The sequence below is a fragment of the Mycobacterium sp. NPDC004974 genome, assembly GCF_053600815.1.
In genome coordinates this window covers 202460-223663 of record NZ_JBSGAQ010000010.1, presented here as the reverse complement: position 1 = coordinate 223663, position 21204 = coordinate 202460, and the positions used below count along the sequence as shown (strand labels likewise).

The following is a 21204-nucleotide window of genomic DNA, read 5'->3' as shown; positions in this document are numbered from 1 at the left end:
CCGGTCCCATCCCGAACCCGGAAGCTAAGCCTGCCAGCGCCGATGATACTACCCTTTCGGGTGGAAAAGTAGGACACCGCCGAACACAAATTAAGAATCGCCCCCCACTTTTTAGTGGGGGGCGATTCGCTTTTAACAATCAATTCCCATTGTCGATTTTCAGTCGATATTCAGGGGGATATTCGCTGCGTCGAGGCTCACATGATTATGTCGGCCGTGGCTGCTACCAGTATCCTTTGCGGGAAGGGCGGGTAGAAAGGCACACGTGGTCGGAGACAGACAAGGCGACGCAGAGCGGCGCCCGCGGCGTGCATCCAACGACCGCACATCGAACAACTCGGGTCCTCGGCGGCACTACGACCAGCGTGGGCGGGATCAACGTTCCGGCGCGCCCCGGACTTCCGGGCCGGGACGGGCGCGTGCGGCGCAGCCGACCGAAGATGGCGATCCCAGACACGACGGCCCGAAGTTGCCGGCCGATGTCGAGGCCAAGGAGCTGGCGCCCGATGTGCGCCGGGAATTGGTGACGCTGGACAAGACCACCGCTGATTTCGTGGCCCGGCATCTGGTGATGGCCGGCAAGTTGCTCGATGACGATCCTGATGCCGCGCTCGCCCACGCCCGTGCCGCCCGCAATCGGGCCGGCCGGATCGCGGTTGTGCGTGAGGCTGTTGGCATCGCGGCCTATCACAGCGGTGACTGGGCACAGGCTCTCGCCGAATTGCGCGCGGCTCGGCGTATGGGCAGCAAATCGGCCTTGCTTCCGATGATCGCCGATTGCGAACGCGGTGTGGGACGGCCCGAGCGGGCATTGGAGTTGGCCCGCAGTGACGAGGCAGCCGCCCTCACCGGTGAGGATGCCGACGAGTTGCGCATCGTCACTGCCGGCGCCCGCTCGGATCTCGGGCAGTTCGAGCAGGCATTGGCGATCCTGTCCACGCCGCAGCTCGACCCGACCAGTGTGGGGCCGACTGCAGCCCGGCTGTTCTACGTGTACGCCGACACCCTCCTGGCGCTCGGACGAACCGACGAAGCGCTGCAGTGGTTCCTCCATGCCGAGCAGGCCGACACCGACGGCATCACCGACGCGGAAGACCGGATCACGGAGCTTTCCTGACGTGACCACGCTTGCGCGGCAACATGATTGCCTGCTGCTCGATCTCGATGGCACGGTGTTTCGAGGCCACGAGCCGACCGCAGGTGCAATTGAGAGCCTGGCCGGCCTCGACGCGCGGGTGCTCTATGTCACCAACAATGCGTCACGTGCCCCCGAGCAGGTTGCCGAGCACTTGCGTGAACTCGGATTCGCGGCCGCGTCTGGCGACGTGGTGACCAGCGCTCAGAGCGCTGCGCATCTGCTGGCCGCCCATGTGCCGCCGAATTCTGCGGTTCTCGTCGTCGGGACGGACGCGCTTGCCGGTGAGGTGAGCAATGTCGGGCTGCGCCCAGTTCGGACGTTCGACGAGGGCCCGGTCGCGGTGGTGCAGGGTCACTCGCCGGATACCGCGTGGCCGAATCTGGCCGAGGCGGCGCTGGCCATCCGTTCCGGAGCGTTGTGGGTGGCGGCGAATGTGGACCTGACGTTGCCTTCCGAACGGGGGCTTCTGCCGGGTAACGGCTCGATGGTGGCGGCATTGCGGGTGGCGACCGGGCAGGATCCGCTGGTGGCCGGTAAGCCTCAGCCGACACTGATGAACGATGCATTGAGCCGCGGGACCTTCGGGACTCCGCTCGTGGTGGGAGATCGGCTCGATACCGATATCGCCGGTGCCGTCGCGGCCGGGCTGCCGAGCCTCATGGTGCTCACCGGCGTCAGCACCGCGAGCGAGGCGGTGCACGCGGCTTCCGCCGAACGTCCCGGATACCTCGCCGCTGACCTGCGCGGACTGCACGCCGACGCCGACGTGTTGCGCATCGGGCCCAACGCGGCCTGGCGGATCGACATCGACACCAACACGGTCACGGTGCACGCCACCGGGCAGGAACCCGTAGACGACCTGTCGGTGGTGCGGGCCACCGCACACGCGGTGTGGGGTGCGGATCTGGACCAGGCCGCGTTCACGGTGTCGGCCGGCGACGACACAGCGCGACGGGCGCTGCAACGTTGGTCGTTGCTGTCGGCACCGATCGACTAGCGTGAGTGTCGCTATGACTACCGATCCCGACCAGCTGCGTGCGCAGGTTGCCGCAGTGCTGGCAGACGTGCCGGATCCGGCGGTGGACCCGTCCGCCCTCGACGGCATGGACATCGACGTGGTGGCTGCCCGGCTCGAGCAGGCCCACGACCTGCTCGTGCAGGCCCTGGAATCCGTCGACAGGGGGCAGCCGAGCGGACCGCAGGCGACCGGAAGGTGAGCGCCGGTGGCGCGGCGCGCTCGCGTTGATGCCGAGCTGGTGCGACGGGGTCTGGCCCGGTCCCGCCAGCAGGCAGCTGAACTGATCGAGGCCGGCCGGGTGCGGATCGACGGCATGCCCGCGGCCAAGCCGGCTACCGCGGTCGCGCCGGACACCAACATCATCGTTATCGCCTCCGAAGAACGCACCTGGGTGTCGCGGGGCGCGCACAAACTGATCGGTGCGCTCGACGCGTTCGACGTCACTGTGGAGGGCAAGCGCTGCCTCGATGCAGGTGCTTCGACCGGGGGCTTCACCGAGGTCCTGCTCGACCGTGGCGCCGCCGAGGTGGTGGCCGCCGACGTCGGTTACGGCCAGCTGGCCTGGCCGTTGCGCTCCGACGAGCGGGTACACGTACTCGAACGCACCAATGTGCGGGAGCTGACCCCCGAAGCGATCGGCGGGCCGGTGCAGCTGATCGTGGCCGACCTGTCGTTCATCTCGCTGGCCACCGTTCTTCCCGCGCTGACGGCCTGCGCAGCTGCCGACGCCGATATCGTTCCGATGGTGAAACCGCAGTTCGAGGTCGGCAAGGATCGCGTGGGCGCGGGCGGCGTGGTGTCCGATCCAGAGTTGCGCATCGACGCGGTGTGCACGGTCGCCCGCAAGGCGGCCGCATTGCAGTGGCATGCTGTCGATGTGACGGCCAGCCCGCTCCCCGGACCATCGGGCAATGTCGAGTACTTCCTGCACCTGCGTGCTCAGAGCGACCGTCCGCTGGACGGCGAGTCGTTGGCGCAGGCAGTGCGGCGGGCTGTCGAGGAGGGGCCGCAATGACGGCTGAACGCACGATTCTGCTGGTGGTGCACACTGGCCGAGACGAGGCGACCGAAGTTGCCCGCCGGGTGGAAAAGGTGCTCGGCGACAACGGCATTGGTCTGAAGGTGCTCTCGGCGGAGGCCGTTGACCGCGGCCCGCTGCATCTGGCGCCGGACGACATGCGAGCCCTCGGCGTGGATATCGAGGTGGTCGACGCCGACGAGCGCGCGGCCGAAGGTTGCGAGCTGGTACTGGTGCTCGGCGGGGACGGTACGTTCCTGCGGGCCGCCGAGCTCGCGCGCAATGTCGAGATCCCGGTGCTGGGAGTCAATCTGGGCCGGATCGGATTCCTGGCCGAGGCCGAAGCCGAAGCCATCGACCATGTCCTCGAGCGCGTCATCGAGCGCGATTACCGTATCGAGGAACGGATGACCCTCGACATCGTGGTGCGAGTCGGGACGGATGTGGTCAACCGTGGGTGGGCGCTGAACGAGGCCAGCCTGGAGAAGGGACCGCGGCTCGGGGTGCTCGGCGTGGTGTTGGAGGTGGACGGCCGCCCGGTCTCGTCGTTCGGCTGCGACGGTGTGCTGGTGTCGACCCCGACGGGATCCACCGCCTATGCGTTCTCGGCCGGCGGCCCGGTGCTGTGGCCGGACCTGGAGGCGATTCTGGTGGTACCCAACAACGCTCACGCTCTGTTCGCCCGCCCGATGGTGACCAGCCCGTTGGCCAGTATCGCGATCGAGATCGAGGCGAGCGGCAATGATGCCCTGGTGTTCTGCGACGGGCGCCGCGAGATGGTGGTGCCGGCCGGTGGCCGGCTCGAAGTGACCCGCTGCGGGACGCCGCTGAAATGGGTGCGGTTGGACTCGGCGCCGTTCACCGATCGGTTGGTGCGTAAGTTCCGGCTGCCGGTCACCGGATGGCGGGGACAGTAGATACCTGTGCTGTCAGAGATTCGTATCGAGTCGTTGGGCGCGATCAGTGCTGCCACCGCGGAGTTCGACCGCGGATTGACGGTACTCACCGGTGAAACCGGTACCGGTAAGACGATGGTGGTGACCAGCCTGCACCTGCTCGGTGGGGCGCGGGCGGACGCTACGAGGGTGCGTTCGGGTTCCGACCGTGCCGTGGTGGAAGGCCGTTTCAGCACAATCGAACTCGGTGAGGACGTGACCGGACGGGTCGAGGAGATCCTGGAATCCTCCGGCGCCGAGCGTGACGACGACGGCAGCGTCATCGCGGCCCGCTCGGTCAGCCGGGCCGGGCCGTCGCGCGCGTATCTCGGCGGGCGCAGCGTGCCGGCCAAATCGCTGAGCAGCTTCACCGCCCAGGTACTGACATTGCATGGCCAGAACGACCAGCTGCGGTTGATGCGGCCCGACGAGCAGCGGGTGGCACTGGACCGGTTCGCCGACGTCGACAAGCCGCTCGCCCGCTACCGGACTATCCGCGACGAGTGGCTGACGGCGCGCCGTGACCTGGCGGACCGCCGTCGGCGGGCCCGGGAACTGGCCCAGGAAGCCGACCGGCTCAGCTTCGGGATCCACGAGATCGATGCGGTCGCACCGGAACCCGGTGAGGACGAGGCGATCGTCGCGGACATCCGCCGGCTGTCGGAACTCGACGCCCTGCGTGAAGCCGCGCAGACCGCCCGCTTCGCATTGGCCGGCGAGCTCGACGAGCCCACCCCGGAGTCCTTCTCGGCCGCCGACAGTGTGGGCCGCGCGCAGGCGGCGCTGGAGTCCACCGACGACTCGGCGCTGCAGGCATTGGCCGTCCGCCTGGCCGAGGCGATGGCGGTGATCGGGGACGTGTCCGGCGAACTCGGCGACTATCTGTCCGAATTGCCGAGCGACGCCAGCACTTTGGAGACCAAGCTGGCGCGGCAGGCCGAGCTGCGGACACTCACTCGCAAGTATGCCGCCGACGTCGACGGGGTACTGGAGTGGTCCCGCGAGGCCGCCGAACGGCTGGCGCAGCTCGACGTGTCCGAGGAGAGTTTGGCCGCCCTGGACGGCAAGGTCTCCGAGCTGGAGGCTCAACTGGTCGCAGCGGCAGGCGAACTCACCAAAGCCCGGTCCAAGGCCGCCAAGGGGCTGGCCAAGGCGGTGACTGCGGAACTGGCCGGGCTGGCCATGGCGAACGCGGTGTTCACCATCGGTGTCGCCCCGATGCCGGCGCGAGCCGACGATTCCGCGCCGGTGACCATGCCCGACGGCGAGATGGTGCACGCCGGTCATGACGGCGTGGACGCGGTCGAGTTCGGGTTCACCGCGCACCGTGGCGCGGACGTGCTGCCGCTGGCCAAGAGTGCCTCCGGCGGTGAGCTTTCCCGCGTGATGCTGGCCCTCGAGGTGGTGCTGTCGGCGTCGACCGCGGGTACCACCATGGTGTTCGACGAGGTCGACGCCGGGGTCGGCGGCCGCGCCGCAGTGCAGATCGGCCGCCGTCTGGCCCGGCTGGCGCGCACCCACCAGGTCATCGTGGTGACCCACCTGCCTCAGGTCGCGGCGTTCGCCGACGCGCATCTCGTGGTCGACAGCGGCAATGGCCGGGCCAAGTCCAGCGGCGTGCGCCGCATCGATGACGAGGACCGGGTCGCCGAGTTGGCCCGGATGCTGGCCGGATTGGGGGAGTCCGACAGCGGCCGGGCCCACGCCAGGGAGCTGCTCGAGGCCGCGCAGCAGGAGCGCAGTACGCCGTAGGCCGGCGCGCATTGCGATGAGTTCGCGCCAGGTTCGCAGTCGGTACGCAGAGACCTGCAATCACTACCGAAGGAGCATCCATGGCGGAATCAGTGAAGGGGCCGGCGAGCTACTTCCCGTCGATCGAGAAGAAGTACGGGCGGCCGATCGCTGAGTGGCAGGAGCTGATTCGCTCGTCGCCGTTGGCCAAGCACATGGAGTTGGTCGGTTGGCTCAAATCCGAGCACGGGATGGGCCACGGGCACGCCAACGCGTTGGTCGCCCATACCCTCGCCGAGGGGCGCGCCTAGCTCTGTTCGGCGGGCAGGCCCGGGTTGGCCGGCGACAACTCGGCGGAGCTCCACCGCAGTGGGCTGACGCGTGTCAGCTCCACCACCTCGTCGATCATGAAGTCGACCGCGCACTGTGCGCCCGCACTGGAATCGGCTTCGTCCCAGTTGATTTCGGCAGTCCCGGTGAGCTGGATCGTCGATCCGGACGACCAGTCGACCACCAGCAGCCCGCACCGCGAATTGGCGTCGATGTTGCCCAGCGTCATGAACATCGAGTTCCCGCGATAGTCCGGCCAGCGCAGCCGCTGCGGTGAGAGCACCTGCAGGAAGCCTGGATTGCCGCCCCGGTGGGACGCGTCGGCACTGCCCACCGCATCCGCCGAACCGATGAAGAAGGCGTCGGCGGTGGCGATGAGCTCTTGCTGCCGATCAGTCAGTGACTCGCCACGGTGCAACTCGGGCGGCTCCATCGCGGACCGCACCTCGGCGATGTCTCTGCGCGAGATGTACTTCGGGCAGTTCGAATACACCTGGTCGGTGTGGATCCGCAGGCCGGTCGCGAACGGCTCGGCGGAGCCGTTCACCCGCATGCGGCGCCGGGTCTGCGGCTCGATGGCGAGCATCCCGATCTGCTGGTCGTTGCGCAGCACATCGTGGAGCGGATCGCCCGGCACGGGCAGCGCCTCGATCGTGATTGTGCGCGGATCGTCGGCGTGGACGAAGCCGGGTGGACCAGCGATCAAGCTGGTCCACACCCGGCGTCTGTCGTCGGCCGCGGCGATCACGATCATCGGTTGTTCGGCGAGGAATGCGGCGGCGGCCGCGGGAACCTCGGTGCGGGTCATCCGGCCGACGCGGGCGGCGATGGTCTCCTGTCCCATCCGCCGCTGCACCGCCAACTCACCCGAGTGATACACGGTCACCTGCCCGACTCAGAAGAATCCGCAGGTGGGGGCCGCGCCGGTTGGCGCGGGAGCGGTCTGCGCCCCGTTCGGTGCGTACACCTCGAGCCGGGTTCCGTCCGGGTCGGTGAAGAAGATGCCGCCGGAGGCGGACCCCTCGCCGTGCGCGACGACGCCGTCGTGTGCGAACTCCGTGCCCAGCGCCTTCAGTGCGGCCTCGACGGTCCGCACCTCGTCGATACTGGCTGCCTCGAACGAAAGATGATGCAGGCCCGGCGTTTCCGCGGAGAACCGGCCATTGCTCTGCTGCCAGAGGGTCAGCCGTAGTGTCCCGCCCGTGCCGAGAAAGGCGTACCGGTGGTCGCCTTCGCCGTTGACGGCCAGCGGCTCGAATCCCAGCGCGTTCCGGTAGAAGGCGACGGAGCGGTCCAGGTCGGTGACGTTGATGCCGACGTGTCCGGTGGCGAGCTGGGGCGTGGTGGTCCCGGTCATGCAGTCCTCCTGAATGGCTAACCAATGTTGTTGCTTAAACAGGTTAGAACGATGATGCGGAAGTCGTCAACCATCTAATTGGAGTTCGGTGGTTAGTCCGGCGGGTGGCCCGTGGCGTCGGTGGCGCGTGGTTACCCTCAGGTATGCGTGATCCGCGCCCACATGTCGGCGAACCTCTTGCGCTGGATCTCCTGAACACCAGGTGGATGTCGGCGGATGGCCCACGGGACCTTCTCGCGGATGTCGAAGGGCTGAGGTGCTGGTTGCTGGCCAACAGCCTGGAGGATCGCTGCGGGGTGGATGAGAAGGCGCGGATCGCGCTGGTCTCGGCCCGCGAGGCGATACTTCAGGCCCTGCAGGCGGGGTCCATCGATGAGGTGAACGAGGTGCTGGAACGGGGTCGGATCCGGCGCACGCTCACGCCGTCGGGTCCCGGAGAGACGGCCGAGGTCGCGCAGCCGGAATGGCTCGCCGGATGGCTGGCGGCGGATGATCTACTGCGGTTGCTGGGGGAGGCGCCCGACCGGATCAAGCAGTGCGCACATCCGCACTGCATCCTGTGGTTCCACGACACCTCGAAAAACGGGGCCCGGCGCTGGCACTCGATGGCCACCTGTGGCAACCGCGCCAAGGCTGCGCGGCATTACGCGGCGAAGCGGGATTGAGACCGGACTGCTGTTACGGATGTGACGAAAGCCAACTTGTGGGGCTGGTGTTACGGCGCGCCTCCGCCGCCTGGCTGGCGATGCCCGACAGAATCGGCGCATGAAGATGTCCACGCTGCTCACCCGCAATGCCAGTACGCGTCCGGGAGTGACAGGCACTGCTCGAGTGGACCGCGATATCGACCGGCTGCTGCGGCGTGTCGGCCCTGGTGACATCGTCGTCCTCGACGCCCAGGACCTGGACCGGATCACGGCCGATGCGCTGGTCGAGGCCCAGATCGCCGGTGTCGTCAACGCCTCCCCGTCCATCTCGGGGCGCTACCCGAACCTGGGGCCGGAGGTGCTCGTCGCCAACGGCGTGGTGCTCATCGACGAGGCCGGGCCGGATGTCTTCAAGAAGATCAAGGACGGGGCGCGGATCCGCCTGAACAACGGCGGCGTCTACTCCGGTGACCGGCGCATCGCGGTGGGCACCGAGCGCAACGATCAAGAGATCCACGAGTTGATGCACGACGCCAAGAGCGGCCTGGTGGCGCATCTGGAAGCCTTCGCGGGCAACACCATCGAATTCATCCGCAGCGAGAGCCCGCTGCTCATCGACGGCATCGGAATCCCGAACGTCGACGTGGACCTGCACCGCAGGCACGTGGTGATCGTTGCCGAGGAGCCCGACGCCGCCGAGGACCTCAAGGCACTCAAACCGTTCATCAAGGAGTATCAGCCGGTGCTGGTCGGCGTCGGGGCCGGCGCGGACGTGCTGCGCAAGGCCGGGTACCGACCCGCGCTGATCGTCGGTGACCCGGACAAGATGAGCGTCGAGGTGCTGCGGTGCGGCGCCCAGGTGGTGCTGCCTGCCGACGCCGACGGGCACGCCGCGGGTCTGGAGCGCATCCAGGACCTCGGGGTCGGCGCGATGACGTTCCCGGCCGCCGGATCGGCGGCGGACCTGGCGCTGCTGCTGTGCGACCACCACGGGGCGTCGCTGATCGTCACGGCCGGCCACACGGCCTCGATCGAGGAGTTTTTCGACCGTTCGCGCCAGCGCAGCAACCCGTCCACGTTCCTGACCCGGCTGAAGGTCGGGGAGAAGCTCGTCGACGCCAAGGCGGTGGCGACCCTGTACCGCAGCCGGGTGTCCGGCGGGGCGATCGCGCTGCTGGTGATGGCGATGCTGGTGGCGGTGGTCGTCGCGCTGTGGGTGTCCAGGGCCGACGGTGCCGTGCTCGACTGGGTTGTCGACTACTGGAACCGTTTCACGCTCTGGGTACAGAGTCTCGTCAGCTGAACGGGTCGGTGAGCTGTGATCACACTACGTGCGCATGCGATTTCATTGGCCGCCGTGTTCCTGGCGTTGGCCATCGGGGTGGCCCTGGGTTCGGGGCTGCTGTCGAACACCGTGCTGTCGGGTCTTCGTGACGACAAGAAGGAACTGCAGCACCAGATCGACACCCTCACCGACGGCAAGAACGCGCTGAACGAAAAACTGAATGCCGCAGGTGAATTCGACGCGCAGATGGCGCCGCGGATGGTGCGTGACGCCTTGAGGGACAAGTCGGTGGTGGTGTTCCGCACGCCGGATGCCGTCGATGGCGATGTCGACGCCGTCTCGCGGTTCGTGCGCGACGCGGGTGGCACGGTGACCGGCAAGGTCGCCCTCACCCAGGAATTCGTCGACGCGAATTCGGCCGACAAACTGCTCTCGGTGGTCAATTCACCGATCGTGCCGGCCGGTAGACAGCTGAGCACCGCAGCGGTGGATCAGGGCTCGCAAGCCGGCGACCTACTGGGCATCACGTTGCTGATCGACAAGAACCCGGCAGCGGCGCCCGTGGACGACACCCAGCGCCAAACTGTGCTCGCCGCGCTGCGCGACACCGGGTTCCTGACCTATGACGATCCGCACATCGGTGCGGCCAACACGGCGCTGATCGTGACCGGAGGTGGACTCGGCGAGGATGGCGGAAACCGGGGCGCAACCATGGCCCGGTTCGCCGCCGGGTTGGCACCGCACGGCACCGGGACGGTGCTCGCGGGACGCTCGGGGTCAGCTTCCGGAACCGGTCCAGTGGCCGTGACCAGGTCAGATGCCGGCCTGACCGGCATGGTCAGCACGGTGGACGACGCCGATTCCAGCGCCGGGCAGATCACCGCCGTGCTGGCACTCGGCGACCTTGTCGGCGGTGGCAAGCCGGGCAAATACGGAACCGGGCAGGGCGCGACGTCGGTGACCGTGCCGCAGTAGCGAGCCGCGACCATCCAACTGCCCCTCACATACGCGGCGCGCCAGCGGCGGCTTGTCGGCGTCGGTGTTAAGGTGAGATTCCGTGGGTCGGCAGGCCACAGCTAGTTTCGAGATCCCCTGCCAGTCGTCACGGAGGATGCTTTTGCCCGCCTTACGCAAGCACCCGAACACTGCCACCAAACACCTCTTCGTGACCGGTGGTGTGGCATCTTCACTCGGTAAGGGCTTGACCGCCTCGAGCCTTGGTCAGCTGCTCACCGCGCGGGGGCTGCAGGTAACCATGCAGAAACTCGACCCCTACCTGAATGTCGATCCGGGCACCATGAACCCGTTCCAGCACGGTGAGGTATTCGTCACCGAGGACGGCGCCGAGACCGACCTCGACGTCGGCCATTACGAGCGGTTCCTGGATCGCAACCTCTCCCAGTCGGCCAACGTGACGACCGGTCAGGTGTACTCCACAGTCATCGCCAAGGAACGCCGCGGCGAGTACCTGGGCGACACCGTGCAGGTGATTCCCCACATCACAGACGAGATCAAGAGCCGGATCCTGGCCATGGCCGAGCCTGATTCGTCCGGACAGCGCCCCGACGTGGTGATCACCGAAATCGGCGGCACGGTGGGCGATATCGAGTCGTTGCCGTTCCTGGAGGCCGCCCGTCAGGTGCGCCATGAAGTCGGCCGGGACAACTGCTTCTTCCTGCACGTGTCGCTGGTGCCCTACCTGGCCCCGTCCGGTGAGCTGAAGACCAAGCCGACCCAGCACTCGGTGGCCGCGCTGCGCAGCATCGGCATCACCCCAGATGCCCTGATCCTGCGGTGTGATCGTGACGTCCCCGAACCGCTCAAGAACAAGATCGCGCTCATGTGCGACGTCGACATCGACGGTGTGATCTCCACTCCGGACGCGCCTTCCATCTACGACATCCCCAAGGTGCTGCACCGTGAGGAACTCGACGCGTACGTGGTGCGCCGGCTGAACCTGCCGTTCCGCGATGTGGACTGGTCGGAGTGGGACGATCTGCTCCGGCGGGTTCACGAGCCGCAGGAGACGGTCCGAATTGCCCTGGTGGGCAAGTACATCGACCTCTCGGATGCCTACCTGTCGGTGGCCGAGGCGCTGCGTGCCGGCGGCTTCAAACACCGCGCCAAGGTGGAGATCCGGTGGGTGGCCTCCGATGACTGCGAGACCGATGCCGGTGCGGTGGCCGCTCTGTCCGATGTCGACGGCGTGCTCATTCCCGGCGGGTTCGGCATCCGCGGCATCGAGGGCAAGCTCGGTGCCATCTCCTTCGCCCGCAAGCGCGGCCTGCCGGTCCTGGGTTTGTGTCTGGGATTGCAGTGCATCGTGATCGAGGCGGCCCGGACTGTCGGTATCGCCGGGGCCAACTCGGCCGAGTTCGATCCGAAGACACCGGATCCGGTGATTTCCACGATGGCCGATCAGAAGGACGCCGTTGCCGGCGAGGCTGACCTGGGCGGCACCATGCGGCTGGGTGCGTATCCGGCCGTGCTGGAAGCGGGATCGATTGTGGCGGAGGCATACCAGGCCACCGAGGTGTCCGAGCGTCACCGGCACCGCTATGAGGTGAACAACGCCTACCGCGACCGGATCGCCGAGAGCGGGCTGCGCTTCAGCGGCACCTCACCCGACGGGCATCTGGTGGAGTTCGTGGAGTACGACTCGAAGATCCATCCGTTCCTGGTCGGGACCCAGGCGCATCCCGAGCTCAAGAGCCGGCCGACGCGGCCGCATCCGCTGTTCGCGGCGTTCATCGGCGCGGCGCTGAACTACAAGGCCGAGGAGCGGTTGCCCGGCATGGACCTTCCCGAAACCTTCGCCGAGGAGGCCGGGGAGTCCGGGGAAGTGGTGGCCGGCGAAAGCCCTGTCGACGACACCGAAGCCGCTTCACTTGGCTGAACACGAGTTCGAGACTCTGTCCAGTGAAACCGTTTATGTCGGAAGCATTTTCGCGCTGCGCGCGGACGAGGTCAGCATGCCGGGCGGTGGTTCGGCCCGGCGCGAGGTTGTAGAGCACTACGGTGCGGTGGCCGTGGTGGCCCTCGACGAGGACGGCAACGTGGTACTGGTGTACCAGTACCGCCATCCGCTGGGCCGTCGGCTCTGGGAACTGCCCGCCGGCCTGCTCGACCTCGGCGGGGAACGACCCGAGGTGACCGCGGCCCGCGAACTCGCCGAAGAGGTCGGCCTGGCCGCCGAGCAGTGGCGGGTGCTCGTGGATCTCGATTCGACGCCCGGGTTCTCCGACGAGAGCGTGCGGATCTTTCTGGCCACCGGGCTGTCCGACATCGGACGTCCCGAGGCCGAGCACGAGGAAGCCGACATGGCGGTCGAGCGGGTGCCGCTGAAAGAAGCCGTGCGGCAGGTGTTCTCCGGCGAGATCGTGAACGGTATCGCGGTGGCAGGCATTCTGGCGGCGCACGCGATGACCGGTGCGGAGGCCCTACGGCCGGTCGAGGCGGAGTGGATCGACCAGCCGACAGCGTTCAGGCGGCGAAAAGGCCTGTTATGAGGACTCCGCCACCGCCCCTGAAGACCGTGCTGGACAGCCAGGTTCAGGGCTACCTCGATCACTTGACGATCGAGCGGGGCGTGGCGGCCAACACCTTGAGTTCGTACCGGCGGGACCTGCGCCGCTACGCCGAACACCTGACCCAACGTGGAATCGCCGATCTGGCCAAGGTGACCGAGGCCGATGTCAGCGACTTCCTGATCGCTCTGCGCCGCGGGGACCCCGACGCGGGAGTGGCTGCGCTGTCGGCGGTTTCGGCGGCCAGGGCGGTGGTCGCGGTCCGCGGGCTGCACCGGTTCGCCACAGCCGAGGGCATGACCGAACTCGATGTCGCCCGCGGGGTGAAACCACCCACGCCCAGCCGGCGGCTGCCCAAGAGTCTCACCCTCGACGAGGTCCTCGCGTTGCTCGAGGCCGCCGGCGGGGACAGCGAGGCCGACGGTCCGCTGACGCTACGCAACCGGGCGCTGCTGGAGTTGCTGTACTCCACCGGGGCGCGAATCTCGGAGGCCGTGGGACTCGACGTCGACGACATCGACACCCACGCGCGCTCGGTGCTGCTGCGCGGCAAGGGCGGCAAACAACGGCTCGTGCCCATCGGCCGGCCCGCCGTCAGCGCACTCGACGCCTACCTGGTGCGGGGGCGTCCGGATCTGGCCCGGCGGGGCCGCGGCACCCCGGGGATCTTCCTCAACGCCCGCGGTGGGCGGCTGTCGCGGCAGAGCGCCTGGCAGGTGTTGCAGGATGCGGCCGAGCGGGCCGGGATCACGTCGGCAGTCTCGCCGCACACGTTGCGGCACTCGTTCGCGACCCACTTGCTCGACGGCGGCGCCGACGTGCGCGTCGTGCAGGAACTGCTCGGCCACGCCTCGGTGACCACCACGCAGATCTACACCATGGTCACCGTGCACACGCTGCGCGAGGTCTGGGCGGGTGCGCACCCCCGAGCGCGTTAACCGCCCCGGTACTCCGACTCGAGCACCAGATCGGGCAGCAGGGTCTGGTACTCGGCATGCGTCTTGTGATGTTTCGTATCCCAGAGTGAACCCTGCTGCTCCTGCATGTAAGCCAGGTACTTCGGTGCTCCCGGTAGCTTCACGTTGTCGGCGACCACGATCGAGCCCCGGTGCAGCCAGCCGCGATCCAGCAGGCTCTGCAGATCGGTCAGGTAGGCGTTCTTGTCGTGATCGAGAAACACGAAATCCAGCCCGCCGGTGTCGAACCCATCGGCCGCCAGCGCATCGAGCGTGCGTCCGCCGTCGCCGATGGTCCCGACCACGCAGGTGATCCGGTCAGCCACTCCCGCGTGGGCCCAGATGCGCCGCGCGATGTCGGCGTTGGTGGCGGAGAACTCGACCGAGAACACCCGGGCCACCGGGGCGGCGCGGGCGATGCGCATCGCCCCGTATCCGCAATACGTGCCCAACTCCAGGGCCAGCCGGGGATTGGCCCGGATCACCGCGGCGTCGAGCAGCGCCCCCTTCTCGTCGCCCACGTTGATCAGAAATGACTTCTCGTAGGCGAACTTGTCGATGGTGGCGATGACGTCGTCGAGGTCGCCCGCGCGGGCGTTGGCCACGACGTAATCGGCGGCGGCGGCCTCCCGGCCATCGCCCCACTGCCCGGTGCGCGCGAAGTGTCTGGCGCCGATTCCCATCCGGATGAACGACCACCGCAACAGCGGTAGCCGCTGTTTGAGACTCATGACGCACACCATATGCGCCAGATTGCCCGCGGGTCTGCCCGTCCTGGCTGCGCAGCGACGTTAAACTTGCCGGGATGTGCGCCAAGACTGCGGGATGCCTGACCGGTGGCGGTCAGGCATGAACGACGACGGCGGGCACGACGGACTGTTCGAGCACAGCTCACCCGAACTCGGGCTGACCGGGCGGCCACCGCGCGACATTCCCGAACCGCGGCCCCGTTCTACGCACGGCCCGGCCAAGGTCATCGCGATGTGCAATCAGAAGGGCGGGGTTGGCAAGACCACTTCGACCATCAATCTGGGCGCCAGCCTGGCCGAGTACGGCCGCCGGGTCCTGCTGGTCGACCTGGACCCGCAGGGCGCGCTGTCGGCGGGCCTCGGGGTCCCGCACTACGAACTCGAGCACACGGTGCACAACCTGCTGATCGAACCTCGGGTGTCGATCGACGACGTCGTGATCAAGACCCGGGTCAGCGGCATGGACCTGGTGCCCAGCAACATCGACCTGTCGGCCGCCGAGATCCAGCTGGTCAACGAGGTGGGCCGGGAGCAGTCACTGGCCCGGGCCCTGTACCCGATCCTCGATCGCTACGACTACGTGCTGATCGACTGCCAGCCGTCGCTGGGCCTGCTCACGGTCAACGGTCTGGCCTGTGCCGATGGTGTGATCATCCCCACTGAATGCGAGTATTTCTCGCTGCGCGGGCTGGCCCTGCTGACCGACACCGTGGCCAAGGTGCACGACCGGCTCAACCCGAAATTGTCGATCAGCGGCATCCTGGTGACGCGTTACGACCCGCGCACGGTCAACGCGCGTGAGGTCATGGCCCGCGTCGTGGAGCGGTTCGGCGATCTGGTGTTCGACACCGTGATCACCCGGACCGTGCGGTTCCCGGAGACCAGTGTGGCCGGCGAGCCCATCACCACGTGGGCGCCGAAATCGGGCGGCGCGTTGGCCTACCGATCGCTGGCACGCGAAGTCATCGACCGGTTCGGCGCGTGAACGATGTCCTGAACACCCCGACTACCGATGGTGCCGAAGCGGATCCCGCGGCCGGGGATGAGCCGACTGCCGGTGATCAGCAGAACCGCTTCCAGGTTCGGCTCACCAACTTCGAGGGGCCGTTCGACCTGCTGTTGCAGCTGATCTTCGCGCACCGCCTCGACGTCACCGAGGTGGCGTTGCACCAGGTCACCGATGATTTCATCGCCTACACCAAGGAGATCGGGGCCCGTCTCGAACTGGACGAGACCACGACGTTCCTGGTGATCGCAGCCACGTTGCTGGATCTGAAGGCCGCCCGGCTGCTGCCCTCTGGTGAGGTTCACGACGAGGAGGATCTCGCCCTCCTCGAGGTCCGCGACCTCTTGTTCGCCCGGCTGCTGCAGTACCGCGCGTTCAAACACGTCGCGTTGATGTTCGCCGAACTCGAGGCCGCGGCGCTGCGCAGCTACCCGCGCGCAGTGTCGCTGGAGGACCGGTTCTCCGACCTGCTGCCCGAGGTGATGCTCGGTGTCGACGCGCCGAAGTTCGCCGAGATCGCGGCCGCTGCCCTCACCCCGCGTCCGGTGCCGACGGTCGGCATCGACCACATTCACGCGCCCAAGGTGTCGGTGCCCGAACAGGCCCACCGGATCATCGCCCTGCTCGAACAGCGGGGGATCGGCGAATGGGCAACTTTCTCCGAACTCGTGGCAGAGTGCACGGACGGAATCCAGATCGTCGGCCGCTTCCTGGCGCTGCTCGAACTGTTCCGGGCCAGGGCGGTAGCATTCGAGCAACCAGAACCGCTTGGAGTGCTCCAGGTTTCGTGGACCGGAGATCGGCCGACCAGCGAACATCTGGCAACCGCTGATGCGGAAGAATAGCGAGAACAATGACTGACGAGATCTCCGATTCCGGAGTGCAGTCCGAAGATGCCCCGGGTGATGCGATCCCGGTCGGAGATGATCTGGGCATCGATGTGGCGACGGTTCCCGAGCTTGAGGACGGTGAACTGGGTGCCGTGCTCGAAGCGTTGTTGCTGGTAGTGGACACGCCGGTGACGGTCGATGCGCTGGCCTCGGCGACCGAACAGCCCGCCTACCGGGTGATGGCCAAGCTGCGTCTGATGGCCGATGACTTCGCCGCCCGGGACAGCGGCATCGACCTGCGCGAGGCCGCAGGGGGGTGGCGGATGTACACCCGGGCACGCTACGCCCCGTACGTCGAACGTCTGCTGCTCGACGGTGCCAGGTCGAAGCTGACCCGGGCCGCACTGGAGACTCTGGCCGTGGTGGCCTATCGCCAACCGGTGACCCGGGCGCGGGTGAGTGCGGTGCGCGGCGTCAACGTGGACGCGGTGATACGGACACTGGTGGCCCGCGGCCTGATCACCGAGGCGGGCACCGACCCAGACTCCGGCGCGGCGGCGTTCGCCACCACCGAGCTGTTCCTGGAACGGCTGGGGTTGTCCTCGCTGTCCGATCTGCCGGACCTCGCGCCTCTGCTGCCCGACGTCGATGTGATCGACGACCTGAGCGAATCACTCGGTGACGAGCCGCGTTTCGCCAAACTCAACGGGGGCTCATCCGGCAGCAATCAGCCGCTGGGCTTCGACGTGGACAAGGACTGACATGGCTGAAGAAGGCGTAAGGCTGCAAAAAGTGTTGTCCCAGGCGGGAATTGCGTCCCGTCGGGTGGCCGAGCGGATGATCACCGACGGTCGCGTCGAGGTGGACGGCCGGCTGGTGACCGAGCTCGGCACCCGTGTCGACCCGGCGGTCGCCGACATCCGGGTGGACGGTTCGCGCGTCATTCTCGACGACACCTTGGTGTATCTGGCGATCAACAAGCCGCGCGGCATGATGTCCACGATGTCCGACGAGAAGGGCCGCCCGTGCGTGGGGGACCTGGTGGAGCACCGGGTTCGGGGTAACAAGAAGCTGTTCCACGTGGGTCGGCTCGATGCTGACACCGAGGGGCTGCTGCTGCTGACCAACGACGGGGAGCTCGCCCACCGGTTGATGCACCCCTCGTACGAGATCCCCAAAACCTATGTGGCGACGGTGATCGGCACGGTGCCGCGCGGACTCGGTAAAAAGCTGCGTGCCGGTGTCGAACTGGACGACGGCCCCGCGCATGTCGATGACTTCGCGGTGGTGGACACCGTTCCGGGCAAGACCCTGGTGAAGGTCACCCTGCATGAGGGCCGGAACCGCATCGTGCGGCGGATGCTGGCCGCAGTGGATTTCCCGGTGCAGGAACTGGTCCGCACCGACATCGCTTCGGTGGCGCTCGGCGAGCAGCGACCGGGCAGTATCAGAGCGCTCAGCCGCAAGGAAATCGGCGAGCTTTATCAGGCGGTGGGAATGTGAGCGGATCTCTGGTGGTGGCGGTCGACGGGCCGGCAGGGACCGGAAAGTCTTCGGTTTCAAGAGGTTTGGCGCAGGCCCTGGGGGCCAGCTACCTGGATACCGGCGCGATGTACCGCATCGTCACCTTGGCGGTGCTGCGCGCCGGGGCCGACCTGGACGATGCCGAGGCGATCGACGCGGTGGCGTCCGGCGCGGTGATCGGCGTGGGTTCGGATCCCGGAGAGGACCGCGCGTACCTCGCCGGCGAGGACGTCTCGGACGAAATCCGTGGCGACGAGGTGACCCGAGCGGTGTCGGCGGTGTCGGCGGTGCCCGGGGTGCGTGCCCGGCTGGTCGATCTGCAGCGTGAGTTGGCATCAGCGGGTGGGCGTGTGGTGGTCGAGGGCCGCGACATCGGGACCGTGGTGCTGCCCAAGGCCGACGTCAAGATCTTCCTCACCGCGTCGGCCGAGGAGCGCGCACGGCGCCGCAACGCCCAGAACGTTGCGAGCGGACTGCCCGATGACTACGAGACGGTGCTCGCCGACGTGCAGCGGCGCGACCACCTGGATTCCACGCGGGCCGTATCGCCGTTGCGGGCGGCCGAGGACGCGCTGGTGGTAGACACCAGCGAGATGGACCAAACACAGGTCGTGGCACACCTTCTCGACCTGGTGACCCAGCATGCGGGGGTGCGACGATGAGCGACTCGGGCGGAGACGGCACCTGGTCGGACGAAAGCGACTGGGAGCTCAGCGACGAGGTCGCCGAGGTTCTGGAGGAGGCCGCCGCGCCACCTCCCGTCGTCGCCGTCGTCGGCCGGCCCAACGTCGGGAAATCGACTCTGGTGAACCGGATCCTGGGGCGTCGTGAAGCCGTCGTGCAGGACATCCCCGGGGTGACCCGCGACCGGGTGTCCTACGACGCGAACTGGCTGAACCGCCGGTTCATGGTGCAGGACACCGGAGGATGGGAACCCGACGCCAAGGGGCTGCAGCAGCTGGTGGCCGATCAGGCTCTGGTGGCGATGCGCACCGCCGACGCGATCATCCTCGTGGTCGACGCGGTCGTCGGTGCCACCTCGGCCGACGAGGCGGCGGCCCGGATGCTGCGCAAGTCGGGCAAGCCGGTCTTCCTGGCCGCCAACAAGGTTGACACGCAGCGGGGCGAGTCCGATGCCGCGGCACTGTGGTCGCTGGGCATCGGCGAACCGCACGCGATCAGTGCCATGCACGGCCGGGGCGTGGCCGATCTCCTCGACACGGTGATGGAGAAGCTGCCCGAGGTTTCGGAGGTCGGTGGCAGCGGTGCCGGCGGCCCCCGCCGCGTGGCGCTGGTGGGCAAGCCGAATGTCGGCAAGAGCTCGCTGCTGAACCGGCTGGCCGGCGACGAGCGCTCGGTGGTGCACGACGTCGCGGGCACCACGGTCGATCCCGTCGACTCGCTGATCGAATTGGGCGGCAAGACTTGGCGTTTCGTCGACACCGCCGGTCTGCGTCGCAAGGTCGGCCAGGCCAGCGGCCACGAGTTCTACGCCTCGGTACGCACCCACGGCGCGATCGATGCGGCCGAAGTGGCGATCATGCTGATCGATGCCTCCCAGCCGCTGACCGAGCAGGACCTGCGGGTGCTGTCGATGGTGATCGAGGCCGGGCGTGCACTGGTCATCGCGTTCAACAAATGGGACCTGGTCGACGAGGACCGGCGGTACCTGCTGGACAAAGAGATCGACCGCGAACTGGTGCAGGTGCAGTGGGCGCCGCGGGTCAACATCTCGGCCATGACCGGCCGGGCGGTGCAGAAGCTGGTGCCGGCGCTGGAGACCTCACTGGCGTCCTGGGACAAGCGGATCTCGACGGGACAGCTCAACAACTTCCTGAAAGAGATCGTCTCCGCGACGCCGCCGCCGGTGCGCGGTGGCAAGCAGCCCAAGATCCTGTTCGCCACCCAGGCGGCCACCCGGCCCCCGACCTTCGTGCTGTTCACCTCCGGGTTCCTGGAGGCCGGTTACCGCCGGTTCCTGGAGCGACGCCTGCGTGAGCAGTTCGGTTTCGAGGGCAGCCCGGTGCGGATCAATGTCCGGGTCCGCGAGAAGCGCGGAGCACCGAAGAAGCGCTAGCGATCTGTGCACGCTGGGTTACGCCCAGCGTGACGCGCCGTACACGAGTCGGGCCGATAGGGTGGCCCGAGTGTCTGTCACCCACATGATCCTGATCGCACTGGCCGGTGTCGGCGCGGGAGCGATCAACGCCATCGTCGGGTCCGGCACGCTGATCACTTTCCCCACGCTGGTGGCGCTGGGGATTCCGCCGGTCACGTCGACGATGTCGAATGCCGTCGGTCTGGTCGCCGGCGGGGTGTCGGGCACCTGGGGTTACCGGCGAGAACTGCGCGGGCAGTGGAAGCGGCTGCGCTGGCAGATTCCCGGATCGCTGATCGGTGCCGGGCTGGGCTCCTGGCTGCTGCTGCACCTGCCGGAAAAAGTGTTCGTCACGGTGGTGCCGATCCTGCTCATCCTGGCGCTGGTGCTGGTGGTGGTCGGCCCGCGGATCCAAGCCTGGGTGCGGCAGCGCGCCGAGGCCTCGGGTCAGTCGGCAGACCATGTCAGCCCGCAGCGCATGGTTGTGCTGGTGATCGGCACGTTCGCCGTTGGTGTCTACGGCGGATACTTCACCGCAGCCCAGGGGATCCTGCTGATCGCGGTGATGGGTGCGCTGCTGCCGGAGTCCATGCAGCGCATGAACGCCGCCAAGAACCTGTTGTCGTTGCTGGTCAATATCGTGGCCGCGCTCGCTTACACGCTCGTCGCATTCGACCGGATCAGCTGGGAAGCGGCGGGTCTGATCGCAGTCGGTTCGCTGATCGGTGGCTTCCTCGGGGCCCACTACGGCCGCCGGCTGTCGCCGAACGCATTGCGCGCGGTCATCGTGGTGGTGGGCCTGATCGGGCTGTACCGACTGTTGACGGTGTGAGCCCGTCGGCGGGTTTCCCCCTGGACTCTTGTAGGCTTGCCCAGTCTGTCTGACGACGAGGGAGAGGGGCGACCGGTGGCTGAACGTGCATACCGCACTGCACCTTCTGCCCTTGCTGCTCTCGAGCCGTTCTGGCCGTCGCGCCGGTTGATGGCTTTCGACGAATGGTGTCGCGCGCGCATCTGATCCGCGCCCGTTAGTCATCAGGTCGCCCGGCGACCAC

At 67.6% G+C, this 21204-nt stretch carries 23 protein-coding genes and 1 rRNA gene; 21 read left to right on the top strand and 3 right to left on the bottom strand.

What is annotated here, in order from left to right; genetic code table 11:
* The 8 genes from rrf to ACWEFV_RS22240 form a co-directional block, all read left to right on the top strand.
* Window positions 1–85, top strand: a 5S ribosomal RNA gene (rrf, locus tag ACWEFV_RS22275); the annotation flags it as partial.
* 180 nt (window positions 86–265) lie between these two features.
* Window positions 266–1117, top strand: a complete 852-nt coding sequence (locus ACWEFV_RS22270) for a tetratricopeptide repeat protein (RefSeq protein WP_450071751.1) — start codon at window positions 266–268, stop codon at window positions 1115–1117.
* A 1-nt stretch (window position 1118) separates the two neighbouring features.
* Window positions 1119–2135 (top strand): HAD-IIA family hydrolase, encoded by a 1017-nt coding sequence (locus ACWEFV_RS22265; protein ID WP_450071750.1) that lies wholly within the window; start codon window positions 1119–1121, stop codon window positions 2133–2135.
* Between the two features lie 13 nt (window positions 2136–2148).
* Window positions 2149–2355, top strand: coding sequence for a hypothetical protein (locus tag ACWEFV_RS22260; RefSeq protein WP_135455321.1), 207 nt, complete (start codon window positions 2149–2151; stop codon window positions 2353–2355).
* A 6-nt stretch (window positions 2356–2361) separates the two neighbouring features.
* On the top strand, window positions 2362–3171 hold the full coding sequence (locus tag ACWEFV_RS22255; RefSeq protein ID WP_450071749.1) for a TlyA family RNA methyltransferase: 810 nt from the start codon (window positions 2362–2364) through the stop codon (window positions 3169–3171).
* Window positions 3168–4091 (top strand): NAD kinase, encoded by a 924-nt coding sequence (locus ACWEFV_RS22250; RefSeq protein ID WP_075923076.1) that lies wholly within the window; start codon window positions 3168–3170, stop codon window positions 4089–4091. The genes ACWEFV_RS22255 and ACWEFV_RS22250 overlap by 4 nt, the downstream gene beginning before the upstream one ends.
* A gap of 6 nt (window positions 4092–4097) precedes the next feature.
* Window positions 4098–5861: a DNA repair protein RecN gene (gene recN, locus ACWEFV_RS22245; RefSeq protein ID WP_450071748.1), complete on the top strand. Its 1764-nt coding sequence runs from the start codon at window positions 4098–4100 to the stop codon at window positions 5859–5861.
* An 80-nt stretch (window positions 5862–5941) separates the two neighbouring features.
* Complete coding sequence (locus ACWEFV_RS22240; RefSeq protein ID WP_135455315.1) at window positions 5942–6151, top strand: DUF4287 domain-containing protein; 210 nt, start codon at window positions 5942–5944, stop codon at window positions 6149–6151.
* Here the strand turns inward: ACWEFV_RS22240 and ACWEFV_RS22235 are convergent.
* Together ACWEFV_RS22235 and ACWEFV_RS22230 are read right to left on the bottom strand one after the other, a co-directional pair.
* Entirely contained in the window at window positions 6148–7014 is an 867-nt protein-coding gene (locus ACWEFV_RS22235; protein ID WP_450071761.1) for a pyridoxamine 5'-phosphate oxidase family protein, read from the bottom strand. The two genes, ACWEFV_RS22240 and ACWEFV_RS22235, sit on opposite strands and share 4 nt — an antisense overlap.
* A 51-nt stretch (window positions 7015–7065) precedes the next feature.
* Entirely contained in the window at window positions 7066–7527 is a 462-nt protein-coding gene (locus tag ACWEFV_RS22230) for a VOC family protein (RefSeq protein WP_450071747.1), read from the bottom strand.
* Window positions 7528–7670: 143 nt separating this feature from the next.
* Between ACWEFV_RS22230 and ACWEFV_RS22225 the strand changes: the two genes are divergently transcribed.
* The 6 genes from ACWEFV_RS22225 (at window position 7671) to xerD (ending at window position 13924) form a co-directional block, all read left to right on the top strand.
* Window positions 7671–8192 carry a CGNR zinc finger domain-containing protein gene (locus ACWEFV_RS22225; protein ID WP_450071746.1) on the top strand — a complete coding sequence of 174 codons (522 nt, stop codon included), beginning with the start codon at window positions 7671–7673 and terminating at the stop codon, window positions 8190–8192.
* A 100-nt stretch (window positions 8193–8292) separates the two neighbouring features.
* Entirely contained in the window at window positions 8293–9477 is a 1185-nt protein-coding gene (steA, locus tag ACWEFV_RS22220; protein WP_135455309.1) for a putative cytokinetic ring protein SteA, read from the top strand.
* Between the two features lie 15 nt (window positions 9478–9492).
* Window positions 9493–10434, top strand: coding sequence for a copper transporter (locus ACWEFV_RS22215; protein ID WP_450071745.1), 942 nt, complete (start codon window positions 9493–9495; stop codon window positions 10432–10434).
* 136 nt (window positions 10435–10570) lie between these two features.
* On the top strand, window positions 10571–12355 hold the full coding sequence (locus tag ACWEFV_RS22210) for a CTP synthase (protein WP_450071744.1): 1785 nt from the start codon (window positions 10571–10573) through the stop codon (window positions 12353–12355).
* Window positions 12348–12968, top strand: a complete 621-nt coding sequence (locus tag ACWEFV_RS22205) for an NUDIX domain-containing protein (protein ID WP_450071743.1) — start codon at window positions 12348–12350, stop codon at window positions 12966–12968. The genes ACWEFV_RS22210 and ACWEFV_RS22205 overlap by 8 nt, the downstream gene beginning before the upstream one ends.
* A gap of 17 nt (window positions 12969–12985) precedes the next feature.
* Complete coding sequence (gene xerD / locus ACWEFV_RS22200; protein WP_450071760.1) at window positions 12986–13924, top strand: site-specific tyrosine recombinase XerD; 939 nt, start codon at window positions 12986–12988, stop codon at window positions 13922–13924.
* Here the strand turns inward: xerD and ACWEFV_RS22195 are convergent.
* On the bottom strand, window positions 13921–14673 hold the full coding sequence (locus tag ACWEFV_RS22195) for an O-methyltransferase (protein WP_450071742.1): 753 nt from the start codon (window positions 14671–14673) through the stop codon (window positions 13921–13923). The genes xerD and ACWEFV_RS22195 overlap by 4 nt on opposite strands.
* Before the next feature lie 118 nt (window positions 14674–14791).
* Here ACWEFV_RS22195 and ACWEFV_RS22190 point away from each other — a divergent pair, with 118 nt between their 5' ends.
* From ACWEFV_RS22190 to ACWEFV_RS22160, 7 genes are all read left to right on the top strand, one after another.
* Complete coding sequence (locus tag ACWEFV_RS22190; RefSeq protein ID WP_450071741.1) at window positions 14792–15676, top strand: ParA family protein; 885 nt, start codon at window positions 14792–14794, stop codon at window positions 15674–15676.
* Window positions 15673–16542: a segregation/condensation protein A gene (locus ACWEFV_RS22185; RefSeq protein ID WP_450071740.1), complete on the top strand. Its 870-nt coding sequence runs from the start codon at window positions 15673–15675 to the stop codon at window positions 16540–16542. The genes ACWEFV_RS22190 and ACWEFV_RS22185 overlap by 4 nt, the downstream gene beginning before the upstream one ends.
* An 8-nt stretch (window positions 16543–16550) precedes the next feature.
* Entirely contained in the window at window positions 16551–17288 is a 738-nt protein-coding gene (gene scpB / locus ACWEFV_RS22180) for an SMC-Scp complex subunit ScpB (protein ID WP_135455294.1), read from the top strand.
* A gap of 1 nt (window position 17289) precedes the next feature.
* Entirely contained in the window at window positions 17290–18030 is a 741-nt protein-coding gene (locus tag ACWEFV_RS22175) for a pseudouridine synthase (protein WP_135455292.1), read from the top strand.
* Window positions 18027–18713 carry a (d)CMP kinase gene (cmk, locus tag ACWEFV_RS22170; RefSeq protein WP_450071739.1) on the top strand — a complete coding sequence of 229 codons (687 nt, stop codon included), beginning with the start codon at window positions 18027–18029 and terminating at the stop codon, window positions 18711–18713. Before ACWEFV_RS22175 ends, cmk begins: the two co-directional genes overlap by 4 nt.
* Window positions 18710–20128 (top strand): ribosome biogenesis GTPase Der, encoded by a 1419-nt coding sequence (gene der, locus ACWEFV_RS22165; protein WP_135455288.1) that lies wholly within the window; start codon window positions 18710–18712, stop codon window positions 20126–20128. The genes cmk and der overlap by 4 nt, the downstream gene beginning before the upstream one ends.
* A gap of 85 nt (window positions 20129–20213) precedes the next feature.
* Complete coding sequence (locus tag ACWEFV_RS22160; RefSeq protein ID WP_450071759.1) at window positions 20214–20981, top strand: sulfite exporter TauE/SafE family protein; 768 nt, start codon at window positions 20214–20216, stop codon at window positions 20979–20981.
* Window positions 20982–21204: the final 223 nt, after the last annotated feature.

Coding starts and splice junctions, on each gene's coding strand:
- ACWEFV_RS22250 (WP_075923076.1), top strand. CDS start 3,168: ATGACGGCTGAACGCACGATTCTGCTGGTGGTGCACACTGGCCGAGAC.
- ACWEFV_RS22235 (WP_450071761.1), bottom strand. CDS start 7,014: ATGGGACAGGAGACCATCGCCGCCCGCGTCGGCCGGATGACCCGCACC.
- der (WP_135455288.1), top strand. CDS start 18,710: ATGAGCGACTCGGGCGGAGACGGCACCTGGTCGGACGAAAGCGACTGG.
- steA (WP_135455309.1), top strand. CDS start 8,293: ATGAAGATGTCCACGCTGCTCACCCGCAATGCCAGTACGCGTCCGGGA.
- ACWEFV_RS22225 (WP_450071746.1), top strand. CDS start 7,671: ATGCGTGATCCGCGCCCACATGTCGGCGAACCTCTTGCGCTGGATCTC.
- ACWEFV_RS22240 (WP_135455315.1), top strand. CDS start 5,942: ATGGCGGAATCAGTGAAGGGGCCGGCGAGCTACTTCCCGTCGATCGAG.
- ACWEFV_RS22210 (WP_450071744.1), top strand. CDS start 10,571: ATGCTTTTGCCCGCCTTACGCAAGCACCCGAACACTGCCACCAAACAC.
- ACWEFV_RS22175 (WP_135455292.1), top strand. CDS start 17,290: ATGGCTGAAGAAGGCGTAAGGCTGCAAAAAGTGTTGTCCCAGGCGGGA.
- ACWEFV_RS22160 (WP_450071759.1), top strand. CDS start 20,214: ATGATCCTGATCGCACTGGCCGGTGTCGGCGCGGGAGCGATCAACGCC.
- ACWEFV_RS22260 (WP_135455321.1), top strand. CDS start 2,149: ATGACTACCGATCCCGACCAGCTGCGTGCGCAGGTTGCCGCAGTGCTG.
- scpB (WP_135455294.1), top strand. CDS start 16,551: ATGACTGACGAGATCTCCGATTCCGGAGTGCAGTCCGAAGATGCCCCG.
- ACWEFV_RS22195 (WP_450071742.1), bottom strand. CDS start 14,673: ATGAGTCTCAAACAGCGGCTACCGCTGTTGCGGTGGTCGTTCATCCGG.
- ACWEFV_RS22190 (WP_450071741.1), top strand. CDS start 14,792: ATGAACGACGACGGCGGGCACGACGGACTGTTCGAGCACAGCTCACCC.
- ACWEFV_RS22230 (WP_450071747.1), bottom strand. CDS start 7,527: ATGACCGGGACCACCACGCCCCAGCTCGCCACCGGACACGTCGGCATC.